The sequence below is a fragment of the Arthrobacter ruber genome, from assembly GCF_002954225.1.
GTDB classification, from domain to species: Bacteria; Actinomycetota; Actinomycetes; order Actinomycetales; family Micrococcaceae; genus Arthrobacter_D; species Arthrobacter_D ruber.
This window is the reverse complement of the sequence record NZ_PPTH01000017.1, coordinates 401,253-414,948: the sequence shown is the minus strand read 5'-3', so window position 1 is coordinate 414,948 and position 13,696 is coordinate 401,253. Positions and strand designations below refer to the sequence as shown.

Sequence of the window (13,696 nt, the reverse complement as noted above, 5' to 3'; positions counted from 1 at the left end):
ATTTGTTACACGCCCTATTTTGCTCCCGACACGGCGCGGGCGTTTCATGGGAGTGACCATCCCGAGCGGCCGAGAGACCTGGATCAGTGAAGCCGCAGCAACCCTGGTTGTCCGACGTCCCCCTGACGTCGGGCGATAACGAGGTCCGAGCCACGGGCACCACCGCACGACGGTGGCGAAGGCTCGGTCCGTAGGGTGCTACCGCCAGGACCGATGGAGACACCATGACCGTTGTTCTGGCACCCGGCAGCACCCAGCCCTCCACCAAGCAGGCCCTCGGCGTCCACTTCGCCGGGCTCGGCCGCAGCTTCGGCTCGCCCACGGACCGGCGCACCGTCCTGCGCGACGTCACCGTGGAGGTGAAGCCGGGAGAGATCCTGGCCATCCTCGGCACGAGCGGCTGCGGCAAGTCCACGCTCCTGCGCGCGGCCGCCGGCCTCGACATCCCCGACAGCGGCGAGGTCCTGATCGACGGGACGCCCGTCACCGGCATCGACGAACGTTGCGCCGTCGCGTTCCAGGAGCCCCGGCTGCTGCCGTGGCACACGCTGCAGGCCAATGTGGCGATCGGGCTGCCGAAGTCCTCCAGCGCCAGTGCCGGCAAGGCCAGGGTCCTCGAACTCCTGAAGCTCGTGGGGCTCGACACGTTCGCCAAGCACCGGCCTCGCGAGGTCTCCGGCGGCATGGCGCAGCGCACGTCGCTGGCCCGCGCGCTGGCCCGCAACCCGGGTGTGCTCCTGCTCGACGAGCCCTTCGGCGCCCTCGACGCCCTGACGCGCATCAAGATGCAGGACCTCCTGCTCGACATCCACCGCGCGCAGCCCACCACGGTGCTGCTCGTCACGCACGACGTCGACGAGGCCCTCCAGCTCGCGGACCGGGTCCTCGTCCTCGGACGGGGCGAGGGCGGAGACGGCTCGACCGTCGCGGAGCTCGTCACCGTCCCCGGATCCCGGCCACGGGATCGCAACGCCTCGGACCTCGGAGCGCTCCGGAGCTCCCTGCTCTCCCTGCTCGGTGTGACCGGGCACTAGCCCGGGCATTCCCACCCCGTTCCGCCGTCGTCGTACGGCGGGAGCCCCCTGCCTTCCTCTTCCCGCTCCATCCAGCAAAGGACCACCATGAACCGCCGCGCCCTCCTGCCGACCCTCGCCCTCGCCACCGCCCTCCCGCTGAGCCTCAGCGGCTGCCTGGCCGGCGAGAACGCCGCCGACACGCAGGCAGTGGCCGATGGCGCCGCCGCCACGGAAGGCGGCGCCCTGAACATCGACTTCGCCACCTACAACCCCCTGAGCCTGATCATCAAGGACCAGGGCTGGCTGGAGGAGGAGCTCGCCGCCCAGGACATCACCGTCAACTGGGTGCAGTCCGCCGGGTCGAACAAGGCCAACGAGGCGCTCCGCGCCGGTGCCATCGACGTCGGCTCGACGGCGGGTTCGGCCGCGCTGCTCGCCCGCTCCAACGGCTCGCCCATCAAGGCCATCGACATCTACTCGCAGCCCGAGTGGGCGGCGCTCGTGACCCTGCCGGACTCGGGCATCACGAGCGTGGAGGACCTGCGCGGCAGGTCGGTCGCGGCGACCCGCGGCACCGACCCCTACTTCTTCCTGCTGCAGGCCCTCGAGGCCGCCGGCGTGGACCAGTCCGAGGTCACCATCGAGAACCTGCAGCACGCCGACGGCCGCGCGGCTCTCGCCAGCGGCGCCGTCGACGCGTGGTCCGGCCTCGATCCGATCATGGCCGCCGCCGAGCAGGACGGCGCCCAGCTGTTCTTCCGCGACATCGACTACAACACCTATGGCTTCCTCAACGCCACGGAGGACTTCCTCGCGGAGAAGCCCGACGTCGCGCAGACCGTGGTCGACGCCTACGAGAAGGCCCGCGAGTGGGCCAAGGAGAACCCCGAGGAGACCGCCGCCATCCTCGCCGAGGTCGCCGCGATCGACCCGGCCGTCGCCACCGCGGTGATCATCGACCGGACCAACCTCGAGGTCGATCCGGCGCCGGGTGACGCGCAGCGCAGCGTGCTCGAGAAGATCGGCCCCGTGTTCGTGGAGACCGGCGACGTGCAGACCCAGCAGCAGATCGACGACGCCCTCGGGTCCCTGTTCGACGCCTCGCTCGTCGAGAAGGCCGACCCGGCGTCCATCGGTTCCGATTCATGAGTGCCGAGCACCTCACGGGCAGCAGCGCGACACCCGTCAGCGAAGAGGGCCACGGGGCCGCCGGCTCCCCGGTGGCCGGGCCTGCGGCCAGGGGCGGGCGGACGCGCGTACCGGGTCGGCGCATCGGCGTCGTCCTGCTCGGACTCGTCGTCCCGGTGCTGATCCTGCTCGCCTGGCACCTCAGCACGGCCTCGGGATTCTTCCGGCCCTCGCAGCTGCCGTCGCCGGCGTCTGTCCTCGCCGCCGCCGTCGATCTGGCCGAGCGCGGCCAGCTCGCCACGCACATCCTCATCTCCACCCAGCGCGTGCTCCTCGGATTCCTCATCGGCTCCGCGCTCGGCGTGCTGGCCGGTGCGCTGCTGGGACTCTCCCGCATCGCCGACGTCCTGCTCACCCCCACCGTCGGAGCCCTCCGGGCGGTCCCGTCACTGGCATGGGTCCCGCTGCTGGTCCTGTGGATCGGCATCAACGAGGACTCCAAGGTCACGCTGATCAGCATCGGCGCGTTCTTCCCCGTGTTCACCACGCTGTACCTCGGGCTGCGGCACGTGGACCGCAACCTCGTCGAGGCGGCGCGGGCCTTCGGACTGAACGGCGTCCGCCTGCTGACCACGGTGCAGCTCCCCGCCGTCGTCCCCGCCCTGTTCTCCGGCCTCCGGCTGGCCCTCGCGCAGTCCTGGCTGTTCCTCGTGGCGGCCGAACTGATCGCGTCGTCGATGGGACTCGGCTTCCTGCTCACCGACTCGCAGTACTCGGGCCGCGTGGACCGCATCATCCTGGCGATCATCCTGCTGGCGGTCCTGGGCAAGACGACGGACGCGCTCCTCGGCATCGCCGAGCGCTGGGCGGTGCGCCGGTGGGCGTAGGTACGGCGCCGGCAGGCACGACGGCGGACGACCCGGCGGCCCTGCAGGACGAGGCCGGACGGCTCGCGTTCTGGGCCGAACAGGCCGGCCGGCTCGACTGGGACACGCCGTGGGACACGGTCCACACGTTCCGGAAGGCCGCTCCGCAGGAGGACGGGACGCTCAGCGTCCCCGTCATCGAGTGGTTCGCCGGCGGCACGCTCAACGTCGCCGCGAACTGCGTGGACCGGCACGTGCGCGCCGGGAACGGTGACCGCGTGGCCCTCCACTTCGAGGGTGAGCCGGGCGACCGCCGGACCATCACCTACGCCCGGCTGCAGGACGAGGTGTCCCGCGCCGCGAACGCCCTGCTGGGCCTGGGCATCGGCCCGGGCGACCGCGTGGTCGTCTACCTTCCCGTACTCGTGGAGACGGTGGTCGTCACCCTCGCCTGCGCCCGGATCGGGGCCGTGCACTCCCTCGTGTTCGGCGGGTTCTCGGCCGAGGCGCTGCGCTTCCGCGTCGAGGACACCGGGGCGAAGCTGCTCGTCACCACCGACGGACAGTACCGCCGCGGTACGGCCGTGGCCGTGAAGGACAACGCCGATGCCGCCGTCGCGGGCGTGGGAAGCGTCGAGCACGTCCTGGTGGTCCGGCGGACGGGGTCCGCGGTCAGCTGGACCGAGGGCCGCGACGTGTGGTGGCACGACGTCGTCGACACCGCCTCACCGCGCCACGACCCGGAGGCGTTCGACGCCGAGACGCCGCTGTTCATCATGTACACCTCGGGGACCACCGGGAAGCCGAAGGGCCTCGTGCACACCTCCGGCGGCTACCTGACCCAGGCGTCCTGGAGCTTCGAGCATCTCTTCGGCCATCCTGATCCGTCGCAGCGCGACCGCGACGTGCACTGGTGCACCGCCGACCTCGCATGGGTCACCGCGCACACCTACGAGCTGTACGGGCCGCTGTCCAACGGCGCCACGCAGGTCCTCTTCGAGGGCACTCCCGACACGCCGCACCCGGGCCGCCACTTCGAGATCATCGAACGCTACGGCGTCACGAGCTACTACACCGCGCCCACCCTGGTCCGCTCGCTCATGGGCTGGTTCCCCGACGGCGTCCCGGCTTCCTACGACCTCTCGAGCATCCGCGTGCTCGGCACCGTGGGCGAGGCCGTGAACCCCGAGGCGTGGCGCTGGTTCCGCAGGAACCTGGGCCGCGACGAGGTGCCCGTCGTCGACACCTGGTGGCAGTCCGAGACCGGGGCCACCGTGCTCTCCCCGAGCCCCACCGACGCGGACTTCAAGCCCGGCTGCGCGGCACGTGCCCTGCCCGGGGTCGGCACGCGCATCGTCGACGAGGACGGCCGGACCGTTCCGCCGGGCGTGCAGGGGCTGATCGTCGTCGACCGCCACGGACCGGCCATGGCCCGGACGGTGTGGGGGAACCCCCAGCGCTACCTCGACTCCTACTGGCGGAAGTTCGCAGTCCACGGCTGGTTCCTCGCCGGCGACGGCGCGCGGTACGACGACGACGGCGACACCTGGATCCTGGGGCGTGTGGACGACGTCATCAACGTCTCCGGCCACCGCCTGTCGACGATCGAGATCGAGTCGGCGCTCGTGGCCCACCCGCTCGTCACGGAGGCCGGCGTGTGTCCGATCTCCGACCCGCTGACGGGTCATGCCATCGCCGCGTTCGTGGTGCTCGGCGCGGGATCCGGCCCGGGCGGGGACGTCACGGCCACGCTGCGCGCCCACGTGGCCGAGGTGATCGGGCCGATCGCGCGGCCGTCGGCCGTCGTCGTGGTGCCCGATGTGCCCAAGACGCGCTCGGGGAAGATCATGCGGCGCCTGCTCACGCAGCTCTACGAGGGGGCCCCGCTCGGGGACACCACCTCCCTCCAGAACGAGGCCTGCATCCCGGGGATCCAGGGCGTCCTGGCAGCACGCCGCTGAGGACCACCCGTTAAAGAAGGAAGCGGCAGGCGCCCCGTCCAAGCACCTGCCGCTTCCCGTGTGTGGTCCGTTCAGGTACTAGACCCGGACGAAGGATGCTCCCGCGAGATCCGAGAGGGGGTGCTGCATGGTGAGGTTCGACCCGTTCATGCCGCTGCTGATGACCTGGCCACCGCCGGCGTAGATGGCCACGTGGCCACCGGTGATGACGATGTCGCCGGGGGCGGGAGTGGACACGCGCGTTCCGAACTGGAAGAACTGCGAGGGGCCGAGATCGCCCACGGAGATGCCGGCCGCACGCAGTGCGTTCTCGACCAGGACGGTGCAGTCCTGCACCGCTCCGGCTGCGAGCTGCGCCTGGGCGGAGGCCAGGAGGGTTCCGCCGACGCCGCTGGGGGTCGCGGCCGGGGTGATCTCCGCCGAGGCGAGGTAGACGCTCGAGCCCGGCGCAGCGGACACGGCGGGTGCGGGTGCGACGGCTGCCGCCTGGTGCACGACCGGCGCCGGGGCGACGGCTGCTGCCTGCTGCACGGGGGCTGCGGGAGCGACGGCGACAGGTACGGACACCGTCTGCGCGGGTGCCTGGACGGCTCCACCCGTGGGGATCACGATGGAGTCGCCCGGGAAGATGATCGAGGCGAGGGACAGCCCGTTCACTGCGAGGACCGCGTTGAGGTCAGCGCCGTGGCGGGCGGAGATGGCACCGAGGGTGTCGCCGGCGACGACGGTGTGGGTCGCTGCGGCCGGAGCAGCAGCGACGGCGGGGGCTGCAGCCGGAGCGGCTACAGGTGCTGCGGCCACGGGCGCTGCGACGGCCGCCGGGGCGGTCGTCGTGCCCTGCTCGGTGTACGAGCTGGCGTTGGCGGTGCCGACGGCGCTGAGCGCGAGGCCCGACGTGACGGCCACGACGGCAACAGGACGGCCGACGGTGGTTGCGTGGGCCTTCGCGGCGCGGGACAGGCCCTGCAGTGCGAGGTTGCCGTCGATGTCGGCACGGTGGCGCGCCGGTGAAGTCTTAACTGACATGGTTGTATACCTCTCCCATGCCTGCGGGGTGAGCTGTCGGGTTCGGATGGGAGTCACCCGGGCGCGGGCATCGGCCGGTAGGGCGATGCGATGCGACTTAACCCCAAGGACGATGGCAGCTGGTGCTGCACGTCCGCTGGAACTGTGGTTCCCCCGTCCCCGCCGTGATGTTTGCGAACGTGTCCAGGACGACGGCAGGGCTCGGCATTCCGTCCGGGAGAGCCTCACTGAGACGGAGGCACTCGACGACGATAGCCACTGCTCGAACGGTTTGTCACATTCGCATAACGCCGGTTACCCTGCCCTTCCGGCACTGGCGAAGCGGCGGAACGCGAGCGCCGTTCCTGCGGCGCCGAGCGTGAGCAGGACGGACTGCTGGAGGTAGAACCACCCTCCCGGGATCGGTGTCGGGCTGACCGCCGCCCCCACGATGCTGCTCGCGACGGCCACCGTCAGGGCCACGCCGACGCAGCACAGCGTGCCCCAGAGCCTGCGTTCCGGGGCACGCTGTGCCGACCGCCAATCCTCCATGGGTCCAGCCTAGGCGGCCGGGGTGTGCGCGGGCTGTGGTACCGCGCACACTCCGGACTGCGCTACGGCCGGACGGGCGCGCTGGCGTTCTTGATCAGGTCGAGTGCCTGCTCGGGGAACCATGCACCGGCCGAGGGGTCCACCCGGCCCCACGCGGGATCCACCCCGCCGTTGTTCGTCAGGCCGCGGCTGCACTCGCCGTCGGACTCGCCGGGTACCTTGATCCAGAGGAAGGCGTCCGCCAGCTCGTGGCCCGTGTCCGAGGTGGGCAGGTAGCCGAGCCCGCGAGCGGGAGGATTGCACCACACCTGGGGGTCCGGGTAGGTGGTGGCGGGGACCCAGGGCCCGCGGCCGTTGCGGCTGGTGTCGATCACGAAGTGTGCGAGATCGTCCGAGGTCGGGGCGTTGCGCGCACCGGCGACGTTCTGGGCGTACCAGGCGTCCGTCAGGCCCCAGGTCGAGAAGTCCGTGGGCGAGGCGGGGTAGAACTGGCCGGCGCAGGAACCGTGGGCGCCCGGCTCGATCTCCGTGGCGTAGTAGATGCACTGCGACACCCAGGAGCCGTACTTCAGTTGCCGCTCGGTCAGCTCGTAGTTGGAGACGTTGAGGAAGAATCCGTCCGCCTTCTGCACGCCGGCCTTCACGAGGCGGTTGGCGATCTCCCCCGTACCCAGCCAGGCACTGTGCGTCCCGTCGAGGTAGACCTTCGTGTTCGGCAGCGCCTTCAGCTCGTCCACCGCGTAGTTGAGCATCTCGTAGCGCTCCGCGGCCGCGGTCGCGCTCTTCGCCTCCGCGGGCTGGCACCATTCGAGGTTGCCGTCGATCGTGCGGTGCCAGGGGATGATGCCGAGTCCGTCCGGCTCCAGCACGATCATCGCGGCCCGATCCTGGATACCTGCCGCGAGGGCGTCGATCCAGGCCTTGTATCCCGCGACATCGGTGGCGCCACCGGCCGAGTACTGTGCGCAATCCCTGAACGGGAGGTTGTAGGCGGCGAGCACGGGCATCTGGCCCTTGCCGGCTGCACGGTGGGTGGTATTGCGCACTTCTTGCGTCACCGTTGCGGGATCATTGCCCGTGACCCACACGGCCTGCGGCGTGGAGACCATGGCGCTGAGTTTCTCGGCGGTCGCTTTGTCACCCGAGGACCTGAGGTCCGCGATCTGGCGCTGGGCCTCGTGGTAGTGGTTCTTCATCGGGACGTAGAACTGGGTGGGCGATGATCCGGCCCCCTGCAGGGGCCCGCCCTTGGGCCCCTGGGCCGCAGCCGGAAGGGCCGCGAAGGCGGTGGAAGCGAGGACCCCTGCGAGCGCAAGAGTCATGGCACATCTACTGGCGATGCTGAGCATCATTGCTCCTCATGGTGCTGGTCGTTTGGCGTGAGAGCCCGAGCGGGACGCGCTCCGTATCCCCGTGGAAGCGCTCCCATGGCAAAGTCTTTGGTGCAGATGTGAATATTGTCAAGACGCCGGAATCGGCCGTCCGCCTCATCCGACGACACATGGTTTGGTTCCGCCGCGGGGCGGTGTCACACTCGTTCCTGACCATCCCGAGCGGCTGAGAGATCTGGCTCCCTGACGCCGCAGCAACCCTGGCCTCCGCCGTCCGGCGGCGACAGAAGGGTGCTACTGCCAGACCGATGGAGGACACGATGAGCGCCACCGACCCCGCAGACTTCCCGCAGCCCCCCGGAGGCACGCACTGCCCGCACGACAGGGACCCGGGGCACTCCGGGTACGGCGCGACCAACGGACCCACCAAGGCAGGTATCTGATGGCAGAACGTTCCTTCGGCTTCCGCACGCGCGCACTCCACGCCGGCGGCACCCCCGACGCCACGCACGGCGCGCGCGCCGTGCCGATCTACCAGACGACGTCGTTCGTGTTCAAGGACACCAACGACGCCGCCAACCTCTTCGCGCTGCAGAAGTACGGCAACATCTACTCACGCATCGGCAATCCCACCGTCGCCGCGTTCGAGGAGCGCATCGCCTCCCTCGAGGGCGGCATCGGCGCGGTGGCGACGGCGTCGGGCATGAGCGCGGAGTTCATCACGTTCGCGGCGCTGTGCCAGGCGGGCGACCACATCGTCGCCGCGTCCCAGCTGTACGGCGGGACGGTCACGCAGCTGGACGTCACGCTGCGCCGCTTCGGCATCGAGACCACCTTCGTGCCCGGCACCGACCCCGCCGACTACGCGGCCGCCATCCGGGAGAACACCAAGGCCGTCTACGCCGAGGTCATCGCCAACCCCTCGGGGGAGATCGCGGACCTCGCGGGACTGGCGAAGGTGGCGCACGACGCCGGCGTGCCGTTCATCGTCGACTCCACCCTGAGCACGCCCTATCTCGTGCGGCCCATCGAGCACGGCGCGGACATCGTCATCCACTCGGCCACCAAGTTCATCGGCGGCCACGGCACCACCCTGGGCGGTGTGGTCGTGGAGAGCGGCCGGTTCGACTGGGGCAACGGCAAGTTCCCCACCATGACCGAGCCCGTGCCCTCGTACGGCAACATCCAGTGGTGGGCCAACTTCGGGGAGTACGGCTTCCTGACCAAGCTGCGGACCGAGCAGCTCCGCGACATCGGTCCGTCGCTCTCGCCGTCGTCGGCCTTCCAGCTCCTGCAGGGCGTGGAGACGCTCGCCCAGCGCCTCGACGAGCACCTCGAGAACGCCCAGGCCGTGGCTGAATGGCTGCAGGCCGATCCCCGGGTCGAGTACGTCAACTACGCGGGACTCCCCACGCACGTGCACCACGAGCGCGCCAGGACGTACCTGCCGCAGGGCCCCGGATCGGTGTTCAGCTTCGGGATCAGGGGCGGACGCAAGGCGGGCCAGAAGTTCATCGAATCGCTGCAGCTCGCCTCGCACCTGGCGAACGTGGGGGACGCGCGCACGCTCGTGATCCATCCCGGCTCGACGACGCACCAGCAGCTCTCGGCCGAGCAGCTCGTGGCGGCGGGCGTGCCCGAGGACCTGGTCCGCATCTCGGTGGGGCTCGAGGACCTGGACGACATCCTGTGGGATCTCGACCAGGCGCTCGAGACCGCGACCGGCTCGTCGGACGAGGCGTTCGACGACCTCCCGCAGGAAGCGGCCGGGGAGAACGACGACGACGCCTCGGCAACGCGGGCAGTGGGAGTGGGAGCATGAGCGGCACGACAGCACCGGAGCGCACGTGGGAAGGGCCGTCGGCACCCGAACGCCTGGCCCTGCTGAGGAATGCGCGGTCGGTGGCGATCGTCGGGGCCTCGGACAAGCCCTCCCGGGCGTCCTACTTCGTGGCCACGTACCTGCAGTCCTCCTCCCCCTACCGCCTGTACTTCGTGAACCCGGTGGCGAAGGAGATCCTGGGGCAGCCCGCGTACGGCTCGCTGAAGGACCTGCCCGAGGTGCCCGACGTGGTCGACGTGTTCCGCAGGCACGACGACCTGCCCTCGGTGCTGCAGGAGACCCTCGACGTCGGAGCCAGGACGCTGTGGCTGCAGCTGGGCTCGTGGCACGAGGACGTCGCGCGGGACGCGGAGGCTGCGGGCCTGGACGTCGTCATGGACCGGTGCATCAAGATCGAGCACGCGCGCTTCCACGGTGGGCTCAACCTCGCCGGGTTCAACACCGGAGTCATCTCCTCGAAGCGCCAGATCACCTCGTAGCGCTTCGGCCCCGGGCCGCCGCCACGCAGCGTCGATCGCCGCACCGGTGGACGCGATCGGCGCGATCAGCGGCCTGCGGGCAGGCCGTTCCCCGCTTCGACGACGCCGGCGGCCGGGGCGCCCGGCACCGCAGGATCAGGCACGTCATCCGGTGACGGCAGGACGTCCGCAGCGGGCGCGTCCGGCACCCCCGGCACCGCCCCAGGAGCAGGTTCGCCCGGCACCTCCGGGACGATGCCGCCCGCGGGCGCGTCCGATACCTCCGGCACGACGCCGGCAGCCGGCGTATCCGGCACTTCGGGTACGGCGGGTCCCTCGGGGACGACATCTCCGGCCCAGGGATCCGGCACCGGGTACTCCTCCGGTGGTACGGCCGCCGGGTCGACGAACGTCTCCGCCCGGAACAGCTCCATCGAGTCGGCTTCCCGTGCCACGGGAGCGTCGCCGTGGAAGGTCACGGGGTTCGACGGTCCGGCAGGTGTACGGAGCCACGAGATACCCGGACGCTGCGGGGCCGGCAGTGGCTGGACCTCATCCGCTGCGGGACCGACGTCGAGGCGCTTCATCCCGACCTTCCGGTCATGGCCCGTCTCGTCCCGATTCTTCCCGGCAGGACCCGTCGTGTCCTGACCAGCCTTCACCGGTCCCACTGTGTCCTGACCAGCCCTGCCCGGACCCGTCGTGTCCTGACCAGCCCTCACCGGACCGACCTTGCGCTGCTCCACCCTGTCCGGGCCCCGCTCGGCGATATCAGTATCAGTGCCCTTCTTCGGGACAGGGACCGCCACGGGTGCGGGTGGACCAGCAGGAGCCGTGGTGATGCGGGTGTCACGGGCAGGCGGCAGCGGCGGGGCAGGAGCAGGTGGGACAGGTCCGGCAGGTTCCTGGGCGCTCGGTGCGACAAGGGGCACGGCCGGGGATACGGCGAAGACACCGCTCACGGCGGAGGACGAGTGCGCCCCGGACGCCGGGAGGATATTCGAACCGACGGAGGTCCCGGTCCCCGGGGCTGCGGGATCCGACGTCGATGGAGCCGAACCGGACGCCGCGGGAGCTCCGGGAGGCCTGGCGCCGGGAGGGCCGGGAGTTCGGTGCTCGTCGGCAGCGCCTGCAGCCCCACGGCCGGAGGGTGCACGGACCTCCGATGCGCTGGTCTGCGGGTGTGCAGGGCGCTCCATGCGACCGGCGCCGTCGCGGGCCGTGAAGTGGACGATCGAGTCGACGGCGTCGCCCAGACCGGAGGGCAGGTGGAGTGTTCCTGCCGCGACCCCTGACATCCCGGCGCCCATCGACACCGCGAGCGCACCACCGATGAAGGTGATGCGGCGTCTGTTCCGACGGCTCCTCGGTGCCCGGCCGCCGTCGGCCATCAGTTGTCCGAGCTCGGCGGAAGCGTCGGGTGCCGGTCCTTCGCCGAGCGTACCGATGTGCCGGACGGCGTCGAGGAGCAGTGGCTCCTCGGGCAGGCCGCTCTCCCCGAGGAGACGCAGCACGGGCTCCGGCGACGGGGTGTCACGTGCAGTCATGGCGCGTCCGATCCATTGGGTTGTACCAGTTCCCTCAGCTTGAGCAGCCCCCGCCGCTGCAGTTGTTTGACCGATCCTGCGGACTTCCCGAGGATCTCCGCGACCTGCTCGATCGGCAGCTCCGCCACGATCCGCAGCAGGAGCACGTCGCGCTGCTCGGCATTGAGCTGCGCCAGCATCCCACCCGTCCCCGCGGAGTCGAGATTGCCCAGCGCCACCGTCTCCGCCGACTCGGTGACCCGGGTGTCGCCCTCGGCCTCGTAGCCCACGAGGACCGGCGCACGCACCCTCTTCCGCACCTCGTCCACGTGCCGTGCGTGGGCCACCGAGAAGGTGAACGTGCGCAGGCCCTGCACCCCGCCGGAGACGGAGTCCAGTTTCGAGAAGACCGTGAGGAAGACGTCCTGCGTCAGCGCCTCCGGATCCTCAGAGCCGCGTCCCCGGAAATAGCCCAGCACGCGCGGACCGAGGGTCTCGTAGATCTCGGTGAACGCCGCGGGGTCGCCCGCCTGTGCGCGGACCAGCGCATCATCAGGCAGCGGTGTGACCACGGTCTCTTCCTTGTCCGGGGGGAGGGCGACACCCATCGTAACCGCTGGCCCCTCCCCCGAAGCGCCCGGCCGCGCAGACCGGGCCAACGAAAAGGCCGCACCGAGGTCTGTTGGGGGAAAGACCTCGGTGCGGCTTACATACGGGTAATCGACGCGGAGGACGTGAAAGTTACGCCCGCCCGGAAACTTTTCTCGTCGGTCCTATTTCAGCGCGTTCGAGGCGCGCCGCTTGTTGAAGACGTCGAACCCGACCGCGAGCAGGAGCACCATGCCCTTGATGAACTGCTGGTAGTCGATGCCGACGCCGAGCAGCGACATCCCGTTGTTGAGCACGCCCATGATGAGCCCTCCGGTGATGGCGCCGATCACGGTTCCCACACCGCCCGTCACCGCCGCACCTCCGATGAACGCCGCCGCGATGGCGTCGAGCTCGAACAGGTTGCCGGCACCCGGCCCCGCGGAGTTGAGGCGGCCCGTGAAGATGAGGCCGGCCAGCGCTGCGAGGACGCCCATGTTGACGAAGAGCATGAAGTCGATGCGCTTGGTGTTGATGCCCGACAGCTGTGCCGCCTGCAGGTTGCCGCCGACGGCGTAGATGTGGCGGCCGAAGACGCTGTTGCTCATCACCGCGCTGTAGCCGACGATCAGCACGCCGAGGACCACGAGCACGATCGGCGTCCCGCTGCGCGAGCTGGCGAGCAGGTAGGTCAGGCCGAGGATGATGGCCGCGATGAACCCGAGCTTCGTGAAGAACCACGACGCCGGCTCGTCCTCGAGCTTCAGGCGGGCGCGGGTCGCCCGGCCGCGCAGCTGCGTGGCCACGAGCAGGGCGACGGCGATGACGCCGAGGCCCACGGTGGTCCAGTCGAGGAGGTTGGTCTCCGCCGGGAAGAGTCCCGGGAACAGGAAGCCGCCGCCGAGCTGGCGGTACTCCTCGGGGAAGCCGGTGATGCGCTGGTTCTCGAGCACGATCTGCGTCAGGCCGCGGAACACGAGCATGCCGGCCAGCGTGACGATGAAGGCCGGGATGCCCACGTAGGCCACCCAGAAACCCTGCCAGGCGCCCACGAGTCCGCCGATGACCAGCGATGCGAGGAAGGCCGCCCACCAGGGGAAGCTCCAGTCCTGCACCATGATGCCGGACATCGCGCCGACGAAGGCCGCCACCGACCCGACCGACAGGTCGATGTGCCCGGCGACGATGATCATGACCATGCCGATGGCCAGCAGGAGGATGTAGCTGTTCTGCACGATGATGTTCGAGACGTTGTCCGGCTGCAGCAGCGCTCCGCCGGTCAGTACCTGGAACAGGGTCACGATCGCGATGAGGGCTACGAAGATGCCGATCTGCCGCAGCCTGCTGGTCAGGAAGGAGAACCCGTTCTTCACGGGAGGCGGCGTCGTCGCGACGTGGGGGTCCTTGACGGTGGTTGCCATG

The 13,696-nt window shown here is 70.3% G+C and carries 13 protein-coding genes and 2 riboswitches; of the genes, 7 read left to right on the top strand and 6 right to left on the bottom strand.

Going from position 1 to position 13,696, the window contains the following annotated elements; genetic code table 11:
• The first annotated feature begins 224 nt into the window (after positions 1 to 224).
• The 4 genes from CI785_RS13045 (at position 225) to acs (ending at position 4,971) form a co-directional block, all read left to right on the top strand.
• On the top strand, positions 225 to 1,034 hold the full coding sequence (locus tag CI785_RS13045; protein WP_105032511.1) for an ABC transporter ATP-binding protein: 810 nt from the start codon (positions 225 to 227) through the stop codon (positions 1,032 to 1,034).
• A gap of 87 nt (positions 1,035 to 1,121) precedes the next feature.
• Positions 1,122 to 2,165, top strand: a complete 1,044-nt coding sequence (locus CI785_RS13040; protein WP_105032510.1) for an aliphatic sulfonate ABC transporter substrate-binding protein — start codon at positions 1,122 to 1,124, stop codon at positions 2,163 to 2,165.
• Positions 2,162 to 3,031, top strand: coding sequence for an ABC transporter permease (locus CI785_RS13035; RefSeq protein WP_105032509.1), 870 nt, complete (start codon positions 2,162 to 2,164; stop codon positions 3,029 to 3,031). Before CI785_RS13040 ends, CI785_RS13035 begins: the two co-directional genes overlap by 4 nt.
• Entirely contained in the window at positions 3,022 to 4,971 is a 1,950-nt protein-coding gene (gene acs, locus CI785_RS13030) for an acetate--CoA ligase (protein WP_105032508.1), read from the top strand. Before CI785_RS13035 ends, acs begins: the two co-directional genes overlap by 10 nt.
• Before the next feature lie 78 nt (positions 4,972 to 5,049).
• On the opposite strand, the gene CI785_RS13025 is transcribed toward acs, so the two are convergent.
• The 3 genes from CI785_RS13025 to CI785_RS13015 all read right to left on the bottom strand — a co-directional run bounded on the left by CI785_RS13025 (position 5,050) and on the right by CI785_RS13015 (position 7,880).
• Positions 5,050 to 5,997, bottom strand: a complete 948-nt coding sequence (locus CI785_RS13025) for a C40 family peptidase (protein ID WP_105032507.1) — start codon at positions 5,995 to 5,997, stop codon at positions 5,050 to 5,052.
• 5 nt (positions 5,998 to 6,002) lie between these two features.
• A riboswitch (cyclic di-AMP (ydaO/yuaA leader) is annotated at positions 6,003 to 6,183 on the bottom strand.
• A gap of 108 nt (positions 6,184 to 6,291) precedes the next feature.
• The gene (locus tag CI785_RS13020) at positions 6,292 to 6,528 is read right to left on the bottom strand and encodes a hypothetical protein (protein ID WP_105032506.1); all 237 of its coding nucleotides are present in this window, start codon (positions 6,526 to 6,528) and stop codon (positions 6,292 to 6,294) included.
• A 62-nt stretch (positions 6,529 to 6,590) separates the two neighbouring features.
• Positions 6,591 to 7,880: a glycoside hydrolase family 6 protein gene (locus tag CI785_RS13015; RefSeq protein ID WP_240615188.1), complete on the bottom strand. Its 1,290-nt coding sequence runs from the start codon at positions 7,878 to 7,880 to the stop codon at positions 6,591 to 6,593.
• A 189-nt stretch (positions 7,881 to 8,069) separates the two neighbouring features.
• Positions 8,070 to 8,174: riboswitch (SAM riboswitch) on the top strand.
• 5 nt (positions 8,175 to 8,179) lie between these two features.
• On the opposite strand from CI785_RS13015, the gene CI785_RS17665 reads away from it, so the two are divergent.
• From CI785_RS17665 to CI785_RS13005, 3 genes are read left to right on the top strand one after another with little or no spacing between them, the layout of a single operon-like run.
• Entirely contained in the window at positions 8,180 to 8,302 is a 123-nt protein-coding gene (locus tag CI785_RS17665; RefSeq protein WP_276308030.1) for a hypothetical protein, read from the top strand.
• Positions 8,302 to 9,681, top strand: a complete 1,380-nt coding sequence (locus tag CI785_RS13010; RefSeq protein WP_105032504.1) for an O-acetylhomoserine aminocarboxypropyltransferase/cysteine synthase family protein — start codon at positions 8,302 to 8,304, stop codon at positions 9,679 to 9,681. The genes CI785_RS17665 and CI785_RS13010 overlap by 1 nt, the downstream gene beginning before the upstream one ends.
• A complete protein-coding gene (locus CI785_RS13005; protein WP_105032503.1) occupies positions 9,678 to 10,181 on the top strand; it encodes a CoA-binding protein in 504 nt (167 codons plus the stop codon). Before CI785_RS13010 ends, CI785_RS13005 begins: the two co-directional genes overlap by 4 nt.
• Before the next feature lie 65 nt (positions 10,182 to 10,246).
• Here CI785_RS13005 and CI785_RS13000 read toward each other — a convergent pair whose 3' ends face one another.
• From CI785_RS13000 to mmsB, 3 genes are all read right to left on the bottom strand, one after another.
• On the bottom strand, positions 10,247 to 11,707 hold the full coding sequence (locus tag CI785_RS13000; RefSeq protein ID WP_105032502.1) for a hypothetical protein: 1,461 nt from the start codon (positions 11,705 to 11,707) through the stop codon (positions 10,247 to 10,249).
• On the bottom strand, positions 11,704 to 12,258 hold the full coding sequence (locus tag CI785_RS12995) for an RNA polymerase sigma factor (protein ID WP_240615187.1): 555 nt from the start codon (positions 12,256 to 12,258) through the stop codon (positions 11,704 to 11,706). The genes CI785_RS13000 and CI785_RS12995 overlap by 4 nt, the downstream gene beginning before the upstream one ends.
• A 201-nt stretch (positions 12,259 to 12,459) precedes the next feature.
• Positions 12,460 to 13,695: a multiple monosaccharide ABC transporter permease gene (mmsB, locus tag CI785_RS12990; RefSeq protein WP_105032500.1), complete on the bottom strand. Its 1,236-nt coding sequence runs from the start codon at positions 13,693 to 13,695 to the stop codon at positions 12,460 to 12,462.
• Position 13,696 lies beyond the last annotated feature (1 nt).

Coding starts and splice junctions, on each gene's coding strand:
- CI785_RS13045 (WP_105032511.1), top strand. CDS start 225: ATGACCGTTGTTCTGGCACCCGGCAGCACCCAGCCCTCCACCAAGCAG.
- CI785_RS13040 (WP_105032510.1), top strand. CDS start 1,122: ATGAACCGCCGCGCCCTCCTGCCGACCCTCGCCCTCGCCACCGCCCTC.
- CI785_RS13035 (WP_105032509.1), top strand. CDS start 2,162: ATGAGTGCCGAGCACCTCACGGGCAGCAGCGCGACACCCGTCAGCGAA.
- CI785_RS13025 (WP_105032507.1), bottom strand. CDS start 5,997: ATGTCAGTTAAGACTTCACCGGCGCGCCACCGTGCCGACATCGACGGC.
- CI785_RS13020 (WP_105032506.1), bottom strand. CDS start 6,528: ATGGAGGATTGGCGGTCGGCACAGCGTGCCCCGGAACGCAGGCTCTGG.
- CI785_RS13015 (WP_240615188.1), bottom strand. CDS start 7,880: ATGATGCTCAGCATCGCCAGTAGATGTGCCATGACTCTTGCGCTCGCA.
- CI785_RS17665 (WP_276308030.1), top strand. CDS start 8,180: ATGAGCGCCACCGACCCCGCAGACTTCCCGCAGCCCCCCGGAGGCACG.
- CI785_RS13010 (WP_105032504.1), top strand. CDS start 8,302: ATGGCAGAACGTTCCTTCGGCTTCCGCACGCGCGCACTCCACGCCGGC.
- CI785_RS13005 (WP_105032503.1), top strand. CDS start 9,678: ATGAGCGGCACGACAGCACCGGAGCGCACGTGGGAAGGGCCGTCGGCA.
- CI785_RS13000 (WP_105032502.1), bottom strand. CDS start 11,707: ATGACTGCACGTGACACCCCGTCGCCGGAGCCCGTGCTGCGTCTCCTC.
- mmsB (WP_105032500.1), bottom strand. CDS start 13,695: ATGGCAACCACCGTCAAGGACCCCCACGTCGCGACGACGCCGCCTCCC.